Genomic DNA, 16,829 nt, shown 5'->3' on the forward strand with positions numbered 1-16,829 from the left:
GCCGCTCACGGATAATTCTCGTTCTGAAAGGCTGCGGTTGCGACAATGAGATAGACTGATGCCGAGCCGTTGGTTGGATGTACGTTGGTAAGATAGGGGCGCAGCAGATCCGTTATGATCTGCCAGCGATAATAGGCGCGCACCATGTTCAGCGACTTGGCGCCGCCGGGGGTAAAAGTGAATCCGGTAGTGCTGAGATCGGAATAGGAGTTGAGAGGGATCGTCGTCGGCATGGATGCGAAGCTCGAATAGCTCTCCACATCGAGATAGAGGTTCGCCGGCGTCTGTAATTCGGAGGACGAGCAGGTAATGAGCACGGCAATCTCGTTGCAGAATGCCTGCCGGAACTGCTGCGAAGTCGTATTGGCTGCCGTAATCTGTCCGGTCCGGATCTCGCGTGACAGGGTGTCGACGGCGTTTGAGACAACTTGCTCCGCGGTAAAGGCGACGAAGGTCTCGATAATGGCAAAGACGATCAGAAAATAGGGGATCGCAAGCAGGGCAAATTCGATCGCTGCTGTCCCGTCCCGAGAACGCACGAATTCACGCAAGCCGCTTCGGGCACTACGACGTGCGCGGCCTGTATTGGCGTGAGGGGTATTATCTGGCGTCATGGGAAGTCCGCGGCGATTTACACGCGGACGACACTAGAATTGCTTTCTTGATAATCCGTTTCTCTTCTCTCCTCATATTTAGAGGAAACAAGGATTATCGTTTGCTGCTCTATTCTTTGAAAGTACTTTAGAATATTTGAGTTATCGAATGTTTCTATTGTCCGGCTGCAGCCGTTGGGGTCGTCGTCGTATTGTTCTGCTGGGCATGCTGTTCGCAATTGGGCGTGCACGACAGCACGGCGCGATCCGTCTGGCGGAAGACACGGACCGTATTGCCTTCGTCGATCGATACCAGGATCTGCTCGTCCACGATGGCATTGCCGTCGGTATCGAGCAGGATGATATTCGTCGTCCCGAAGCTGCGGCCGGTCAGCACGATGGTTTTCGGATCGGCCACCGTTGCATCGGCGACTTGCGAATTGCCGACAATGACCTTGCTAACAGGGCGATCCAGCTTCAACACCCGCGCGTGATCCATATAGACGCGCAGCATGCTTTCTCCGGCAGCGTGTGAAAACTGTGGCGTCATGCCGGCCATGGCGACAATGCCGGCAAGGAATGCTGTTCTGCCGCCGATTGGCATGGCTTGGCCTCGTGGAAAGCGATAGTGAAAAGAATTTCTGGATAGAATGGGAAAGAATGGTGAATGAACGATTAAACTCGCCTTCTAACATGTAATTATGGCGCAGCGTGTCCCACGCTGACCCTCCTCGTCGCCTTCTTCCGCAGATCGTGTATTAATTCGAGACGAATCGTATATCGTACTAATATTCATGCATCTAATAATTTCTATTTGGCTGAAGATTTTCTTTAAAAACGTAAAGAAGAACATGCAAGTCACATTAACTATTCTATTTTCGCTTTTGTATTTACTGCACATTAACCTAATTCTTTAAAGCGATGGAAACGGCGGGAAGCTACCGTGCAACTCATCCGATCAACGGCAACAGTTGGCGGACGTGCTGTCAACAAAGTGGAGTTAAACTTATGTCCAAGCTTTTTTCGCGTTTCCTGAAAGATGAATCCGGCGCGACCGCAATTGAATACGGCCTGATCGCCGCCCTGATCTCGGTCGCCATCATCACCGGTGCAACGACGCTGGGCGGCACGCTCAGCACGACTTTCAAGAACATTTCTGACCAGATGAACCACTCTGGCGCCGGCATTGGTACCAAGTAAAATATTCGCCTTAGAGGCTTAGTATTTTTCGGAAATCGCTCAATGAAATGAGCGGTTTCCGATATTGCGCATGTAGAGAGGATTTGGCATGCTGGAGGCTGCGGTATTATTGATCTTTCCGCTCTGCATGTCGATCGCAGCGATCTCTGATCTGCTGACCATGACGATCCCAAATCGCGTATCTTTAGCGCTCGCAATCTCGTTCTTGGTATTGGCGCCCGTTTTGGGATTGTCGTTTGCGGAAATCGCCATGCATCTTGCCGGTGCGGGTGCTGTGTTCTTTGCCTGCTTTACGCTGTTCGCACTGAACATCATGGGCGGCGGCGACGCGAAGCTGCTTGCGGCGGCTGCGCTTTGGTTCGGGTTCGATTCCTCTCTCATAGAGTTCCTGGTTTACGTCGCATTCATCGGCGGCGCAGTCACTGTTTTGGTCATCCTGCTGAGATCGCAGGCCGTCACCATCATGGCTATGGGCTTGCCATTGCCGCACTCATTGACGGGTGCCAAAAAAATCCCTTACGCCATCGCCATCGCGATTGGCGGGATGCTCGCCTTTCCCTCCTCGGCGGTTCTTCTGGCGGCAGCGACGTAAAAGTACTCCGAACCTTAACGAAGGAGTATAGGTGTATTTTTGAAAGAGAACGCTAATATACGCCAAGTAATCATGGTTAAATAACAATAAATGTAACCACGCATTAACCATAATTACACCAATTGCCGGTCATTCTGCAGGGCGAAGAATCCTGTTCCTCAAGGAATGACCATGAAACCCGCTCGCATAATGATCCTCGCAGTGGCAGCCGCCGCAGCCGGTATGGCCGGTCTGCTCGCGATGCGCCTGGCTGGTTCGCGCGATATCGTTCCCCAGCAGATTGCGGCGGTGGTGGAGAAGGAGGCGACGATCAATGTCCTCGTTGCCGGTGCCAATCTGCCCGTCGGTTCGCGTCTGAACGAGCAATCGATCCACTGGATGCCCTGGCCGGAAAGCGGCATCGTCAAAGGTCTCATCACTGAACGCGAGCGCCCAAATGCACTCAAAGATCTGACCGGTGCCGTTGTTCGCCTGCCGATATTCGAGGGCGAGCCGATCCGCGAGGAAAAGGTCGCCGATTCCAACAGCCGTATTCTTTCTTCGTTGCTGCCGGCGGGCAAGCGCGCCGTCGCCACCGAGATTTCCGTTGCCACCGGCGCAGGCGGTTTCATCCTTCCGAATGACCGCGTCGATGTCATCATGGTGCGCAAGGGTTCGCAGCAGCAGCTCGTCACCGAAACCGTGCTCAGCAACGTTCGCGTTCTGGCGGTCGATCAGCAGATCGAGGAAAAGCAGGACGGAAGCAAAGCTGTCGTTGGGGCAACCGCGACGCTGGAGCTGACGCCGGATCAGACGAAGGTCCTGGCGGTCGCGCATCAGATGGCCGATCGCCTGACGCTGGCACTGCGCTCCGTTGCCGATGCGCAGCAGCCCGATACGACGGCCGCCGATTATCTGCTGGCCGGGGACAATGGCGGCAGCATGATCCAGGTCATCAAATCGGGAGCGATCGTAACCGACGGCCCAAGCGGGCCGAAACCGCAATGAGAAGGGGCCAGACCATGTTAAAGACAAGCAAAAAAGCCAGCCTCCCCCTTGCCGTAAGCCTCTCCTTCTCGGTCGCCTTTGCCGGCCTGCCCTTGGCGAATGTTCCGGCCTTTCTGCGCACGCCCACGGCTTTTGCGGGCGGCTCGGACAGTATCGTCACAATAGCCGGCCTCGGCACGAAGCGCACTTTGAAGCTTGGTCTCAACAAGGCGCTTGTCGTCGATCTGCCCGCCGACGCCCATGACATCCTTGTCTCCGATCCCAAGATGGCGGATGCGGTGACGCGGACCTCGCGCCGCATCTATCTTTTCGGCAAGACGGTCGGCCAGACCAACATCTTCATCTTCGGCGCCGACGGCAAGGAGATCGTCAGCCTCGATCTCCAGATCGAGCGCGATATTGCTGGCCTGCAGGATAACATCAAGCGCTTCATCCCGGACTCCGATATCAACGTCGAGATCATCTCCGACAACATCGTCCTCACCGGCATCGTGCGCACGCCGCAGGATTCGATCCGCGCACAGCAGCTCGCCCAGGCCTTCCTCAAGGGAGGCGAAGCGACGACACGAAACCAGACCGCCTCCGGCAGCGGCGACAACAACGCAGTCGCCATTTTCGCCGAAGGGCGGCAGACCTCCCAGATCGTCAACATGCTGCAGATTGAAGGCGAGGATCAGGTGACGCTCAAGGTGACCGTCGCCGAAATCAAGCGCAGCGTCCTGAAGCAGATTGGTTTCGACAACCTGGTCAGCAATTCCTCCGGCCTGGGCGTTGCTCAACTCGGCAATATCGGAAACAGCGGAACCACGAATTTCCTGGGGGTAAACGGCGATCCCACAAACGCTACCGGCGCAGGTGGTATTTCGACACTCTTCAAATATGCGCTCGGCAAATACAATATCAGCACCTATCTGAATGCTCTCGAGCAGGCAGGTGCCGTGCGCACCTTGGCGGAGCCGACATTGACCGCCATTTCCGGACAGGCTGCTACCTTCAATTCCGGTGGTCAGACGCTCTATTCCACGACCGACAAGGACGGCAACACGACGATTACGCCCTATACCTATGGTATCACGCTGGCCTTCACGCCTGTGGTCCTGGCCGGTGGCCGCATCAGCCTGCATGTGCAGACCCAGGTCTCGGAACCGGTCGCATCGTCATCCACCCCGACCTACAACCAGCGTGCCGCCAATACTTCGGTCGAGCTGCCATCCGGGGGATCGATCGCGCTTGCCGGCTTGCTGAGCGATAACGTGCAGCAGACGACCTCGGGAACGCCGGGTGCATCGAAGATTCCGATCCTGGGTGCCCTGTTCCGTCAGAAGAGCTTCCAGCGGGATGAGAGCGAGCTTGTGATTATCGCGACACCCTATCTCGTGCGCCCCGTAGCGCGCGACAAGCTTGCCCGCCCCGACGACAATTTTTCTCCGACGAACGATGCCGGTGTCTTCTTCATGAACCGTGTCAACAAGATCTACGGCCGCAAGGATGGTCCGCCGGTCGCCGATGCCGATTTCCACGGCACAGTCGGCTTCATCTACAAGTGAGGAGCGGGACCATGACGCCAACCTTTTCAACGAGGTCAACGAGAGAGCAAGAGATGGCCAGCCTCGAACGCAATACACCCGGCGGTGCCGGGCCTCGTTTTTCAAGATCGATGCTGATCCTCCCGACATTGGCGCTGATATCGGCGGTCAGCAGTTGCGCGGGCTCCCCAGATGGCATGACGACGAGCGCCATCAGGGATGACTATCGCCAACGGCATCCCATCGTGCTCACCGAAAAGGAGCATAGCGTCGATATACCGGTCGCGGCCAGTGACCGGCACCTGACAACAGGCATGCGCGATACGGTTCGCGGTTTCGTTCAGGATTATCGCGCCCATGCAAGCGGCACGGTGGAAATCCTGTCGCCGCGGCAATCGCCAAATGCCTTCGCCGCATCGGCGCTCAACTCGCAAATCCGTCGGGAGCTGGTCACGAACGGTATTCCGTCGGCGCGAATCGTCAACAGCTATTACCCGGCCGGCGGCCCGGGCGATGCCGCGCCGATCCGCCTGCGCTTTACCGCAACGACGGCGGCCACCAACGCCTGCGGCCAGTGGCCGGACGACCTTTCGGACAACGCATTCGACAATCAGAACTACTATAATTTCGGCTGTGCGACCCAGCACAATCTGGCAGCGCAGGTCGCCAATCCGACCGATCTGGTTTCGCCGCGCGCGATGACTCCGATCGATGCCGATCAGCGCAGCAAGGTCATCAGCGATTATCGCAGCGGCTCAACCCCGACCAGCACGGCGACGGTCGGCGGCTTCGGTAGCGGTAATTGAATGCAAGAGACTGGCGCAACGGGATGAAATCATGAACGCCATCGAATATGATATAGGCTCGATTGCCCCCGAAGCGGAGGAAGCTTCGCGCTCGGGCAATCTAGACAATCTGCGGCTGCTGCCGCGTATTTCCATACATGCTTTTTGCGAAAGCGAGCAGCTGCAGCAGGTGATGGATCAGTGCGCCAACGATCGGCGCATGTCCAAGGTCAGCCTGCGGATTACCAGCGGCGGTGTGGCGGCTGCGGCGAACATGTTCGCCTCGGCGCCGACCCCGAACCTGATCATTCTGGAGACGCGCGCCAACCCACGCGGCCTCCTGGCGGAACTCGAGCCGCTCGCCGCCGTCTGCGATCCGAGCACCAAGGTCATCATCATCGGCTATCACAACGATATCGGTCTTTACCGCGAACTCATCCGCAACGGCATCTCAGAATATATCGTACAGCCGACCGATATGGTCGATCTGATGACGGCGGTGGCATCGATCTTCATCGATCCCGATGCCGAACCGCTCGGCCGCAGCATTGCCTTCATCGGTGCCAAGGGTGGGGTGGGCGCATCCACCATCGCCCATAATTGCGCCTTCGGCATCTCCAGCCTCTTCTCGACCGAAACCATTCTCGCCGATCTCGATCTGCCCTACGGCACCGCCAATATCGATTTTGACCAGGACCCGGCTCAGGGGATAGCCGAGGCCGTCTATGCGCCGGAACGCCTTGACGAGGTCTTTCTCGACCGGCTGCTGACCAAATGCTCGCAGCATCTGTCGCTGCTCGCGGCGCCCTCGATGCTGGACCGCACCTATGATTTCGAAGGGCAGGCATTCCTGCCGGTGCTCGACGTTCTCCAGCGCAGCGCGCCGGTGGCGGTTCTCGACGTGCCGCATGTCTGGACGGAATGGACGCGTTCGGTGCTTGGTGCGGTAGACGAGGTCGTCATCTGTGCCGCGCCCGATCTTGCCAATCTGCGCAATGCCAAGAACCTGATCGACGCTCTGCGCAAGCTGCGGCCGAACGATAAGGCACCGCACCTCATTCTCAATCAGGTCGGCATGCCGAAGCGCCCGGAGATCAATCCTTCGGAATTCTGCGCGCCGCTGGAGACCGACCCGATCGCCATCATACCCTTTGACATCAACCTGTTCGGTAATGCCGCCAACAGCGGGCAGATGATCTCCGAGACTGATCCCAAGTCGCCGATTGCGGAAACTTTCTCGCAGATATCGCACATCGTCACCGGGCGTGTTGCTTTGAAGAAGGCAAGAAAGGGCGGTTTGCTTGGCCTTTTAAAGCGGAAGTAACCCCATGATTTCGCATGGATTCGGAAAACCGATCTTTCGTGAAAGCCATGCAGCAGTAGTAGAATTGGATCGAAGACATGTTTGGCAAGCGCGGAAGTGAAGGTCCTGCAAAGAGCGGCGGCGCAATGCCTCCGCCGGCACCGGCGCGTGCACCCGCTCCCGCTGGCGGGCCAACGGCGCCGGCTGTGCTGATAGAGCCGTCCCGTGATGCCGCGCAGCCACGTCAGCAGGTCGCTCCGCCGCCAATGCAGACGCCAAGCCGGCGTCGCGTGGCGCGTACCGAAGAATATTACGATACGAAATCGCAGGTCTTCTCCGCGCTGATCGATACGATCGATCTCTCGCAGCTCTCCAAGCTCGGCAACGAGGCGGCGCGTGAGGAAATCCGTGATATCGTCAACGATATCATCACGATCAAGAATTTCGCGATGTCGATCTCCGAGCAGGAGGAATTGCTCGAGGACATCTGCAATGACGTGCTTGGCTACGGTCCGCTGGAGCCGCTGCTCGCCCGCGACGACATCGCCGACATCATGGTCAACGGCGCCGGCCAGACCTTCATCGAAGTTGGCGGCAAGACCGTCGAATCCGAAATCCGCTTCCGCGACAATTCCCAGCTTCTATCCATTTGCCAGCGCATCGTCAGCCAGGTTGGCCGCCGCGTCGATGAATCGAGCCCCATCTGCGATGCGCGCCTGCCCGATGGTTCGCGCGTCAACGTCATCGCCCCACCGCTGGCGATCGACGGTCCTGCACTCACCATTCGTAAGTTCAAGAAGGACAAGCTGACGCTCGAGCAGCTCGTCCGCTTCGGCGCCATCACGCCGGAGGGCGCGACGCTTTTGCAGATCATCGGCCGCGTGCGCTGCAACGTCGTCATTTCAGGCGGTACGGGCTCGGGCAAGACCACGCTTCTGAACTGCCTGACCAACTATATCGACCGAGACGAACGCGTCATCACTTGCGAAGATACCGCCGAACTGCAATTGCAGCAGCCGCACGTGGTGCGCCTCGAAACCCGTCCGCCCAACATCGAGGGCGAGGGTGAGATCACCATGCGCGATCTCGTCAAGAACTGCCTGCGTATGCGCCCCGAACGCATCATTGTCGGCGAAGTGCGCGGACCCGAGGTCTTCGACCTGCTGCAGGCGATGAACACGGGTCACGACGGCTCCATGGGCACGATTCACGCCAATACGCCGCGCGAATGCCTGAGCCGCATGGAATCGATGATTGCCATGGGTGGCTTCAGCCTGCCGGCCAAGACCGTGCGCGAGATCATATCCAGCTCCGTCGACGTCGTCATCCAGGCTGCCCGCCTGCGTGACGGTTCGCGCCGCATCACCCAGATCACCGAGGTGATCGGCATGGAAGGGGATGTGATCATTACCCAGGATTTGATGCGCTACGAGATCGAGGGCGAAGATGCGAACGGCCGGATCATCGGTAGGCACGTCTCCACCGGCATCGGCAAGCCGCATTTCTGGGATCGTGCTCGCTACTATAACGAGGAGCGGCGCCTGGCAGCCGCCCTCGATGAGATGGAACAGAAGGCGCAGTAGGGCTCGCGATGTTTGGTATCGATCCGATAGTGCTGCTGATTGTCCTGCTGACGGCGGTCTCCGCCGCCGCGGTCTGCTACGGCATTCTCTATTCACGGATCGAGACACAGAAAAAGGCCGATAGCCGGGTCAACCGGGTCAAGCAGGCCGAGACCGATCGCGCCAAGGTCAAGGCTGCACGCGATCGCGTCCAGGAAATGTCCAAGCGGCGCAAGTCGGTGCAGGACACCCTCAAGGACCTGGAGCGGCGACAGAGCGAAAACACGAAGAAGAAGCAGTCGCTGAAGGCACGTCTGGCGCAGGCCGGCCTGTCGTTGACGCCGTCGCGCTTCTACATCTTCAGCGTGCTCTTCGGTCTTTTCGTCATGCTGGTCTTTTTCATCGTCGGCGCGCCGCCCCTCGTCATTTTGGGAATGTTCTTTGCGTCCGCCTTCGGCCTGCCGCGCTGGGTCATCGGCTTCCTCATCAAGCGCCGGCAAAGCAAGTTTCTCGAAGAGTTTCCGAACGCACTTGATGTCATTACACGCTCGCTTCGCTCGGGCCTGCCGCTCAACGATGCGGTTCGGCTGGTGGCTGGCGAGGCGCGAGAGCCTGTCAAGACGGAGTTTCGGCGGGTGGTCGAGGCGCAGCAGGTCGGTCTTAGCATGTCGGACGCCTGCGCCCGCATCACAAACCACATGCCGCTGCAGGAAGTAAATTTCTTCTCGATCGTCATCGCCATTCAGGCGCAGGCGGGCGGCAACCTGTCGGAAGCCCTGGGCAACCTCTCGAAGGTGCTGCGCGAACGCAAGAAAATGAAGGCGAAGGTCAAGGCATTGTCGATGGAGGCCAAGGCATCCGCCGTCATCATCGGCGCTCTGCCCTTCATCGTGATGCTGCTCGTCTATCTGACGTCGCCGCAATACATGATGATCCTGTTCACCGACCCGCGCGGCCATCTGATCTTGATTGCCGCCGGCATCTGGATGTCGCTCGGCATCTTCATCATGCGCAACATGGTCAATTTCGAGATCTGAGCGGAAGGAGCCGCGTCGCCCATGTCCGATCTGGCAGCCAATTTGACCGATCCTGGCACTCTTCTTGCCGTTGTGGTTGCCATCGCCGTCTTCGCGACCTTCTACACGATCGCCATACCGCTGCTGGAGCGTGGCGATCTCAGCAAGCGCATGAAGGCCGTGTCGACAGAGCGCGAGCAGATTCGCGCTCGTGAACGCGCACGGCTGAGCGCAGAGGGCGGCAAGGCGTCGCTGCGCAGCCACAACAATCGAAACGTCAGACAGATCGTCGAGCGGTTTAACCTGCGCAATGCGCTAGTCGATGCCAATACCGTCAATCGCTTGCGGTCTGCCGGTCTGCGCTCGGAAAATGCGCTCAACATGTTCCTGGTGGCGCGATTCCTGCTGCCCTTCCTGTTTCTGGCTGTTGCGATCGTCATCGTCTTCGTTCTTGGCTGGTTTGCCGCAAAGCCCCTGCCGATCCGGCTGCTTGGCGTCATCGGCTTTGCCTATCTGGGCTTTTACGCGCCGAATATCTATATCTCCAATCTGGTGACCAAGCGCCAGAAATCGATCAAGCGCGCATGGCCGGATGCTCTCGACCTGATGCTGATCTGCGTGGAGTCGGGCATTTCAATCGAAGCCGGCATGCATCGCGTGTCCGAGGAAATGGCCGAGCAGTCCCCGGCGCTCGCCGAGGAAATGGTGCTGACCACGGCCGAGCTTTCCTTCCTCCAGGATCGCCGCACCGCCTTCGACAATCTCGCCGCCCGCACCCAGATCGAACTCGTCAAATCGGTCACGCAGGCGCTCATCCAGGCGGAACGCTATGGTACGCCGCTCTCGCAGGCCCTGCGTGTCATGGCGCAGGAAGGCCGCGACGAGCGCATGAACGAGGCGGAAAAGAAAGCGGCCGCACTGCCGCCGAAGCTCACCGTACCGATGATCGTCTTCTTCCTGCCGGTCTTGATGGCGGTCATTCTCGGCCCGGCGATCATTCAGGCAATGGACAAATTCTGAGCCGCCGACTTGCTCGCGGCATGCGGGCATGGTTATCTCCCATACAATATCGCCGACGGGCGTCAGGCGCATCGTTCCGGAAAGGCGCCGGGCGTTCGCGTCGCCCATATTGGGAGGTCTCGCATGTCATCCTTGGCAATATTTTTCAGTGTCATCGCAGCAGTCTTCATCGGGGCGGTAAGCCCTGGCCCAAGCTTCGTGCTCGTTTCGCGCATCGCTGTTTCCCGCTCGCGCAAGGCAGGTCTTGCCGCGGCCTTCGGCATGGGAACGGGCAGTGTCATTTTCGCGACCTTGGCCCTCTTCGGCTTGAGCGCATTGCTGATGAAAGTCGAATGGCTGTATCTGGCGCTAAAAGTCGCCGGTGGCCTCTATCTGATCTATGTCGGTATCCGCATCTGGCGCAGCGCCGCGGACGATCTTCCCATCGATGCACCAACGACGCCGGCGGCAGGCGGTGTGATGCGCAATTTCCTCTTTGCGCTCGGCACGCAGCTCAGCAATCCGAAGACGGCCATTTTCTACGGCAGCATCTTCGCTGCGCTCCTGCCGGCGGCTCCGGATCCCTGGCTGCTGTTTACGGTTCCGCCCGCAGTCTTCCTGGTCGAAGTGGGCTGGTACACGGTGGTAACGCTGGCCTTTTCTTCGAACCGGCCGCGCGCCATCTATCTCGGTGCGAAGTTATGGATAGATCGGGTGGCCGGCGTCGTGATGGGTGCCCTCGGCGCGCGGCTTGTCGCCGAGGGGTTGCCGCGCCACATCTGGCGTTAAGGCCTGCGGCTACCGGGCATGCGCCCCAACCGCTCCGTTAACGAGTGCCGTTTTGAAAATTGGGTAGCCGTTGTGGCTCTCCCGCTCTATTGCCGGGCTACTTTCCTGTTATCGCCACTGGCGGCAAGCTTCTGCCAGGAGTTCTGCTGCGCCAGCATGCCGCGCAGATAGGCAACGTTGGCGTTTGCCTGTTGCGGCGTCAGTTCCTGGCGAGCGATTTGTTCGGCTTCCGCAAAGCGGCCCTGCAGGCCGACGACGAGCGCCAGGTTCTGCCGCACGCGACTATCGGCGCCCGGCTGCGCGACGGCCGTGCGGAGATAGTTTTCCGCATTCTTGAGGTCGCCGGTCAGCACGTAGGACATACCAAGATTGGAAAGGACCGTCGGCTCGTTGGGGGCGAGCACCAGCGCATCGCGATATTTGGCCCGTGCATCGCTGGAACGTCCGAGCTGATCGAGGATGGCGCCCTGCGCTGAAACCAGCCGCCAGTCCGGCCGGTCCGGCAGCTGTGCGCGGTCAATGGTCGAGAGCGCTTCGTCGAGCTGCCCTGCCGCCGCCTGTGCCTTGCCATAGGCGGCCAGGACGCCGCGGTCGGTCGGATTGGCGATCGCCACCTGCTGCATGACCGCAAGCGCCTGGTCATTGCGGCCGCTCATGCGCAGCGCATTGGCGTAGTTGACGCCGGCATCGCGATCCTTGGGATTGGCGTCATAGGCTTTGCCGAACGTTGCGGTCGCCTGAGCGAGTTCGGTGCTGTTCATCGTATCGAGAGGCTGCGACGTCTTGGGAATCGAGCCCGTCGTCATCCGGTCTTTTCCGGTCGTCGAGCAGCTTGCGAGCGCGAGCGCCAGAAGCGCTGCCGAAGCTCCGCGGAAAAGAAAGGTTCTGAATGAAGACGTAGCTGAGACGGCGGGCATGTCGCGTATCCCTGAATTCCTTATACTTGCGCCCGGCCTAGAATCGGAACAGGGAAAGGTTCGACGCAATGTTCGCTCCAGCAATAATCTGTTAACCCTAACAGACAGTTAACTCTTGATTCTTCTCAGTCACCGCCAAAGGATAGTCATGGCCCCCTTTCAATTCATCGAGCGCGCGACGCCTTTCAATTCGAAGGGTGGCGCGACTTTGCCGATCTTTGCCGTCACTCCCGCGCATATCGAGACGGGCACCATCGATCCCATCGCGCTCGATTGGGCACGCAAGGCGGGTTACAAGGCAGAGAGCGGCTCGTTGTTGCTGATCCCGACTGCAGAAGGGCATCTGGGCGGCGCTCTGTTCGGCCTTGGCTCCAATCCCTCGGAGCAGCCTTTCCTGACGGGCAAGCTTGCACGCAGTCTGCCGGCCGGCGACTGGCATATCGAGACGGCACCCTTGACGGCAAACCGGCTCTCGCTCGGTTTCGGCCTCGGCAGCTATCGCTTCGACCGCTACAAGTCGGAAAAGGCCGCGGCACCGACGCTGATGATCCCGCGCGATGCCGATGCTGCCGATATCAAGCGCCAGCTCGCCGGTGTCTTCCTTGCCCGCGATCTCATCAACACGCCGACCAACGACATGGGTCCGGAGCAGCTCGAAGCGGCCTTCCGGGCGCTTGCCGAGCACTACAAGGCAGACATGTCCGTCATCATTGGCGATGATCTCCTGAAGGAGAATTTTCCGCTGGTCCATACGGTTGGACGCGCGAGCGCCGATGCGCCGCGTCTCCTGGAACTGCGCTGGGGCAAGAAGGGTCATCGTCGCATCACCCTGGTCGGCAAGGGGGTGTGCTTCGACACCGGCGGCCTCGATATCAAGCCGGCATCCTCGATGCTGCTGATGAAGAAGGATATGGGTGGCGCCGCCAATGTCATGGGGCTGGCGCTGATGATCATGGATGCCAAGCTCAAGGTCGATCTTCGCGTCATCATTCCGGTCGTCGAGAACTCGATTTCCTCCAACGCCTTCCGTCCCGGCGATATCTACAGGAGCCGCAAGGGCCTGACCGTGCAGATCGACAATACCGATGCCGAGGGCCGGCTGATCCTCGCCGATGCGCTGGCTTATGCCGATGAAGACGCGCCGGACCTGATGATCGACATGGCGACGCTGACGGGTGCAGCCCGCGTTGCGCTCGGCCCCGACCTGCCGCCCTTCTTCACCGACGATAGCGAACTTGCCAGCGATCTGACCGAGGCGAGCCTGGAGACGGATGACCCGCTGTGGCGGATGCCGCTCTACATTGGCTACGACAAGGATATCCGGACCAAATTCGCCGATATCACCAATGCTCCATCAGGCGGCATGGCCGGCTCCATTACGGCTGCCCTGTTCCTCAAGCGCTTCGTGACGAAAACACCGAGCTGGGTGCATTTCGATATCTATGGATGGGCGCCGAGCGAGCGGCCGCATTCCCCCGGCGGCGGCGAGGCACAGGCGATCCGGGCGCTGTATCACCATATCAGGCAGAGTGTGCGGTAGGCGCTACATTATCGCGAGCAGATGGGGGTCGACTATGCCGCACCTCTGATACCCCCTCTGTCGCGACAGCGACAGAGGGGGGCGCATCCTCCGCGAATTCTATGGCTCGAAAATCCATCTTCGAAGGAGCTAGAACCAAAACATCCCCTTGAAACCGCCATGATCTTGGCCGAGACTGGAACGGCAGCGTAACGAATTCCGGGGTTGCCCTTGCCGCTTGAACTCACCGCCTCGCAGGCTCTCGGCCTCTGGCATGGCGTGACGCTCGCTCAGGTGCGCCGCGAGGATCATGATTTGACGCTGCGGCAGACGGCGATTCTGCTGCAGATCTATCTTGTGCCGCCTCCCCATACCGTGCGCGGTCTCGCCGCGACGCTGGGCGTCACCAAGCCGGTCATCACCCGGGCGCTTGATACCATGGGCGTGATGGGGTTGGTCGATCGTGTCCGCGATGAGCGCGATCGTCGCAATGTCATCATTAAGCGGACGGTCACCGGTGCGCTCTATCTTGAAAAGCTCGGCGATCTCATCATCGAGCAAGGCCGAAAATTATAACCTCAGGAATTCCACCATGATGCTCGACCGCCGTCTCAATGCTTTCAGGCCCGATCTCGCCGAGGCTTCTCTCAAGGGCAAGGTCGAGGCCGAGCGCTTCGTCGAGGGTATTGCTGCACGCGTTGCCGTCCCGGTCGTTGCGCTTCGGCCGAAGCCGGATCTCGCCTCGGGCATCGATACCGAGCTACTGATGGGCGAAGAGGTGAGGATATTCGAGCGCCGCGACGGCTGGTGCTGGGTCAAGGCTCTGTCCGATGGTTACGTCGGCTATCTCCCGGAAACGGCGATCAAGGAGGGTGCGGCACCCCCGAGCCACATCGTCGTCCCGCAGCGCACCTTCCTCTATCCAGAACCGGAGCTGCGCAAGCCGCACGTTGCAATTCTCTCCATGGGCAGCCTCGTGCATGTGGCCGGCACGGCGGAGGCGCGCGGCAATCATTATGTCGTCCTGGAGGATGGCACTGCCATTTTCGCAAAGCATGTCCAGCCGATCGGCTACAACGAGGGCGGCGACTTCGTCGATGTCGCCTTATGCTTCCTTGAGACGCCCTATCTCTGGGGGGGACGCTCGGGCCTCGGCATCGATTGCTCCGGCCTCGTGCAATTGGCACTGTCGATGACGGGCCGCGCCGCGCCGCGCGATACCGACATGCAGGCCGCCGGCCTTGGCCAGCCTATCGAACGCGAGGAGTTGAAGCGCGGCGATTTCGTCTTCTGGAAAGGTCATGTCGCGATCATGGAAGATCCGGACACCATCGTTCATGCCAACGGCCATACCATGACCGTCGCCCGCGAGAATTTTGCCGCAGCCATTGAGCGTATCGGTTGGCTCTATGAGCGGCCGACCGGCTACCGCCGTTTCATCGACTGACTGCGCTGCGCAACCCTGTTGCCGCAGCGCCCGCCGGCCTTCGCAACAGGTCGGTCTACGGCGTGCGCGGGCGCGCTATCCAGATGCCGGCGACGATGACGATGCCGCCAAGCGCCTGCAGCAGGGTGACGTTTTCGCCAAACAGGAACCAGGCGAAAACGGCGGCCGCGATCGATTCCAGGAAAATGACGAGCGAGGAGAAAACGGTTGGCAATCGTCCGAGCGCCACCGAAAGCAGCCCCTGTCCGCCGGCGTGGCTGACGAGGCCGAGCGCGAGAAGCACGCCCCACCCCGAGATCGACTGCGGCAGGATACGCGGCTCGAAGAAGAAGGCGATCAGGAACAGGATCGCCGAGGTTATGATGCTCAATTCGAAGGTGACGCGCGCGGCATTGGTCCCCGGGCGCGCCGCGCCGACTGCCAGGAAATAAAGGCCGAAGAAGGCGCCGGTGATGATGGCGAGCGCATCGCCGACGGCCCGGTCCGGATTGAATGCCAGGCTTTGGACAACGAGTGCCGTGCCGCCCGCAAGGCAGACGAGGAGACCGAGAAGCGTGGCGCGGCTGACACGCTGTCTCAACAGAAGCCAGCCGAAGATCACGACCCATAGCGGCGCCATCGTCGCGAAGAAAGTGGCGTTGGCGATCGTCGTCCGCATGATCGAGAGATGCCAGAAGAACAGGTCGCCCGTGAAGGCAATGCCGGCGAGGATCGTCGGTATCGTAAAGCTGGCGCGGGGTGCATCGGGTTCGGCAGCCTCGCCATATCGCATCCATATCCAAAGGATCGGCAGCGCCAGAAAGACACGCCAGAAGGCGCTGGCGAAAGGCCCGACATCGGCAAGACGCACGAGGCTGGGCGAGATGCTCATGGCCAGCGCCGCGAGGATCATCGCGACAACGCCAAGGAGAAAGCCCTTCGTATCTTCGCTTTCCCCGAGGCCCGCGCTGCGCATATCGTATTCGGTGTCCGGCTGTGACATTCTCGTGCCTTTGCAAGTCAGATGATGTGTGGCGCAAAGCTAGTACATAGGGGAAGAGGATTTGGCTCCATTTTGACGGCTTTCATGCAATTTTGTTTCCTCTTTGCGGTAAGGATGTATTGAAATGCGCAAACCCGCCGATCTCGATGAGTTCGACCTGGCAATTCTCGAGATTCTCCAAAAGGACAGTACGGTTCCGCAACGGGAGATCGGTGAACGGATCAACCTGTCGGCGCCGGCTGTGCAGAGGCGCATCAAGCGCATGCAGGAAAGCGGCGTCATCCAGGCCAATATTGCGGTCGTCGATCCGGCGGCGATAGGCCTGCCGATCACTATCGTCGTCGAGGTCCATATCGCCAACGAGCCGTACGACCTCATCAACGCGATCAAGCGCAGCTTCCTCGAAGCGCCGGAAGTGCAGCAATGCTACGGGGTCACCGGCGAGGCCGATTTCGTGCTCATCATCGTCGTCCCCAGCATGTCCGCCTATGAGGAGGTGGCCCGGCGTCTGTTTTACGACAATCCGAATGTCACGAAGTTCAAGTCGCTCGTGACCATGGACCGGGTCAAGGTCGGTCTTTCGCTGCCATTGTCGCTGGACTAGCTGGCTGT

18 protein-coding genes are annotated in these 16,829 nt (G+C 59.6%); 14 read left to right on the forward strand and 4 right to left on the reverse strand.

Going from position 1 to position 16,829, the window contains the following annotated elements:
* Positions 1-5: 5 nt before the first annotated feature.
* Entirely contained in the window at positions 6-614 is a 609-nt protein-coding gene (locus I8E17_RS18380) for a TadE/TadG family type IV pilus assembly protein (RefSeq protein WP_219511247.1), read from the reverse strand.
* Positions 615-768: 154 nt separating this feature from the next.
* Positions 769-1,197 (reverse strand): pilus assembly protein N-terminal domain-containing protein, encoded by a 429-nt coding sequence (locus tag I8E17_RS18385; protein WP_112722888.1) that lies wholly within the window; start codon positions 1,195-1,197, stop codon positions 769-771.
* A 404-nt stretch (positions 1,198-1,601) separates the two neighbouring features.
* Here I8E17_RS18385 and I8E17_RS18390 point away from each other — a divergent pair, with 404 nt between their 5' ends.
* From I8E17_RS18390 to I8E17_RS18435, 10 genes are all read left to right on the forward strand, one after another.
* Entirely contained in the window at positions 1,602-1,793 is a 192-nt protein-coding gene (locus I8E17_RS18390) for a Flp family type IVb pilin (RefSeq protein WP_112722889.1), read from the forward strand.
* Between the two features lie 88 nt (positions 1,794-1,881).
* Entirely contained in the window at positions 1,882-2,385 is a 504-nt protein-coding gene (locus I8E17_RS18395) for a prepilin peptidase (protein WP_112722890.1), read from the forward strand.
* 171 nt (positions 2,386-2,556) lie between these two features.
* On the forward strand, positions 2,557-3,372 hold the full coding sequence (gene cpaB, locus I8E17_RS18400; RefSeq protein WP_113366772.1) for a Flp pilus assembly protein CpaB: 816 nt from the start codon (positions 2,557-2,559) through the stop codon (positions 3,370-3,372).
* A 14-nt stretch (positions 3,373-3,386) separates the two neighbouring features.
* Entirely contained in the window at positions 3,387-4,919 is a 1,533-nt protein-coding gene (locus tag I8E17_RS18405) for a type II and III secretion system protein family protein (RefSeq protein WP_112722892.1), read from the forward strand.
* A 53-nt stretch (positions 4,920-4,972) separates the two neighbouring features.
* Entirely contained in the window at positions 4,973-5,704 is a 732-nt protein-coding gene (locus I8E17_RS18410; RefSeq protein WP_112722893.1) for a CpaD family pilus assembly protein, read from the forward strand.
* Between the two features lie 31 nt (positions 5,705-5,735).
* Positions 5,736-7,007, forward strand: coding sequence for a CpaE family protein (locus I8E17_RS18415; protein WP_112722894.1), 1,272 nt, complete (start codon positions 5,736-5,738; stop codon positions 7,005-7,007).
* 77 nt (positions 7,008-7,084) lie between these two features.
* Positions 7,085-8,569: a CpaF family protein gene (locus I8E17_RS18420; RefSeq protein WP_112722895.1), complete on the forward strand. Its 1,485-nt coding sequence runs from the start codon at positions 7,085-7,087 to the stop codon at positions 8,567-8,569.
* 8 nt (positions 8,570-8,577) lie between these two features.
* Entirely contained in the window at positions 8,578-9,585 is a 1,008-nt protein-coding gene (locus I8E17_RS18425) for a type II secretion system F family protein (protein WP_113366771.1), read from the forward strand.
* A 21-nt stretch (positions 9,586-9,606) separates the two neighbouring features.
* The gene (locus I8E17_RS18430) at positions 9,607-10,584 is read left to right on the forward strand and encodes a type II secretion system F family protein (protein ID WP_069610978.1); all 978 of its coding nucleotides are present in this window, start codon (positions 9,607-9,609) and stop codon (positions 10,582-10,584) included.
* Positions 10,585-10,707: 123 nt separating this feature from the next.
* Positions 10,708-11,352, forward strand: a complete 645-nt coding sequence (locus I8E17_RS18435) for a LysE family translocator (RefSeq protein WP_112722896.1) — start codon at positions 10,708-10,710, stop codon at positions 11,350-11,352.
* Positions 11,353-11,438: 86 nt separating this feature from the next.
* Here the strand turns inward: I8E17_RS18435 and I8E17_RS18440 are convergent, their stop codons facing one another.
* Positions 11,439-12,269 carry a tetratricopeptide repeat protein gene (locus tag I8E17_RS18440; protein WP_113366770.1) on the reverse strand — a complete coding sequence of 277 codons (831 nt, stop codon included), beginning with the start codon at positions 12,267-12,269 and terminating at the stop codon, positions 11,439-11,441.
* A gap of 148 nt (positions 12,270-12,417) precedes the next feature.
* Here I8E17_RS18440 and I8E17_RS18445 point away from each other — a divergent pair, with 148 nt between their 5' ends.
* The 3 genes from I8E17_RS18445 to I8E17_RS18455 all read left to right on the forward strand — a co-directional run bounded on the left by I8E17_RS18445 (position 12,418) and on the right by I8E17_RS18455 (position 15,235).
* Positions 12,418-13,809: a M17 family metallopeptidase gene (locus tag I8E17_RS18445; protein WP_069610981.1), complete on the forward strand. Its 1,392-nt coding sequence runs from the start codon at positions 12,418-12,420 to the stop codon at positions 13,807-13,809.
* Between the two features lie 210 nt (positions 13,810-14,019).
* Positions 14,020-14,364 carry a MarR family winged helix-turn-helix transcriptional regulator gene (locus I8E17_RS18450; protein WP_069610982.1) on the forward strand — a complete coding sequence of 115 codons (345 nt, stop codon included), beginning with the start codon at positions 14,020-14,022 and terminating at the stop codon, positions 14,362-14,364.
* A gap of 16 nt (positions 14,365-14,380) precedes the next feature.
* Positions 14,381-15,235 (forward strand): NlpC/P60 family protein, encoded by an 855-nt coding sequence (locus I8E17_RS18455; protein WP_112722899.1) that lies wholly within the window; start codon positions 14,381-14,383, stop codon positions 15,233-15,235.
* A 55-nt stretch (positions 15,236-15,290) separates the two neighbouring features.
* Here the strand turns inward: I8E17_RS18455 and I8E17_RS18460 are convergent, their stop codons facing one another.
* Complete coding sequence (locus tag I8E17_RS18460) at positions 15,291-16,217, reverse strand: DMT family transporter (RefSeq protein WP_113366769.1); 927 nt, start codon at positions 16,215-16,217, stop codon at positions 15,291-15,293.
* 124 nt (positions 16,218-16,341) lie between these two features.
* Here I8E17_RS18460 and I8E17_RS18465 point away from each other — a divergent pair, with 124 nt between their 5' ends.
* Entirely contained in the window at positions 16,342-16,821 is a 480-nt protein-coding gene (locus tag I8E17_RS18465; RefSeq protein ID WP_113366768.1) for an Lrp/AsnC family transcriptional regulator, read from the forward strand.
* Positions 16,822-16,829: the final 8 nt, after the last annotated feature.

Origin of the sequence: Rhizobium sp. AB2/73, from assembly GCF_020871915.1 — a bacterium.
Taxonomy (GTDB): Bacteria; Pseudomonadota; Alphaproteobacteria; order Rhizobiales; family Rhizobiaceae; genus Rhizobium; species Rhizobium dioscoreae.

What these genes read in the sequence shown, in the direction of transcription:
- I8E17_RS18380 (WP_219511247.1), bottom strand. Translation starts at nt 614, where the DNA reads ATGACGCCAGATAATACCCCTCACGCCAATACAGGCCGCGCACGTCGT.
- I8E17_RS18465 (WP_113366768.1), top strand. Translation starts at nt 16,342, where the DNA reads ATGCGCAAACCCGCCGATCTCGATGAGTTCGACCTGGCAATTCTCGAG.
- I8E17_RS18455 (WP_112722899.1), top strand. Translation starts at nt 14,381, where the DNA reads ATGATGCTCGACCGCCGTCTCAATGCTTTCAGGCCCGATCTCGCCGAG.
- I8E17_RS18405 (WP_112722892.1), top strand. Translation starts at nt 3,387, where the DNA reads ATGTTAAAGACAAGCAAAAAAGCCAGCCTCCCCCTTGCCGTAAGCCTC.
- I8E17_RS18390 (WP_112722889.1), top strand. Translation starts at nt 1,602, where the DNA reads ATGTCCAAGCTTTTTTCGCGTTTCCTGAAAGATGAATCCGGCGCGACC.
- I8E17_RS18445 (WP_069610981.1), top strand. Translation starts at nt 12,418, where the DNA reads ATGGCCCCCTTTCAATTCATCGAGCGCGCGACGCCTTTCAATTCGAAG.
- I8E17_RS18440 (WP_113366770.1), bottom strand. Translation starts at nt 12,269, where the DNA reads ATGCCCGCCGTCTCAGCTACGTCTTCATTCAGAACCTTTCTTTTCCGC.
- cpaB (WP_113366772.1), top strand. Translation starts at nt 2,557, where the DNA reads ATGAAACCCGCTCGCATAATGATCCTCGCAGTGGCAGCCGCCGCAGCC.
- I8E17_RS18385 (WP_112722888.1), bottom strand. Translation starts at nt 1,197, where the DNA reads ATGCCAATCGGCGGCAGAACAGCATTCCTTGCCGGCATTGTCGCCATG.
- I8E17_RS18395 (WP_112722890.1), top strand. Translation starts at nt 1,882, where the DNA reads ATGCTGGAGGCTGCGGTATTATTGATCTTTCCGCTCTGCATGTCGATC.
- I8E17_RS18410 (WP_112722893.1), top strand. Translation starts at nt 4,973, where the DNA reads ATGGCCAGCCTCGAACGCAATACACCCGGCGGTGCCGGGCCTCGTTTT.
- I8E17_RS18420 (WP_112722895.1), top strand. Translation starts at nt 7,085, where the DNA reads ATGTTTGGCAAGCGCGGAAGTGAAGGTCCTGCAAAGAGCGGCGGCGCA.
- I8E17_RS18425 (WP_113366771.1), top strand. Translation starts at nt 8,578, where the DNA reads ATGTTTGGTATCGATCCGATAGTGCTGCTGATTGTCCTGCTGACGGCG.
- I8E17_RS18430 (WP_069610978.1), top strand. Translation starts at nt 9,607, where the DNA reads ATGTCCGATCTGGCAGCCAATTTGACCGATCCTGGCACTCTTCTTGCC.
- I8E17_RS18435 (WP_112722896.1), top strand. Translation starts at nt 10,708, where the DNA reads ATGTCATCCTTGGCAATATTTTTCAGTGTCATCGCAGCAGTCTTCATC.
- I8E17_RS18415 (WP_112722894.1), top strand. Translation starts at nt 5,736, where the DNA reads ATGAACGCCATCGAATATGATATAGGCTCGATTGCCCCCGAAGCGGAG.
- I8E17_RS18460 (WP_113366769.1), bottom strand. Translation starts at nt 16,217, where the DNA reads ATGTCACAGCCGGACACCGAATACGATATGCGCAGCGCGGGCCTCGGG.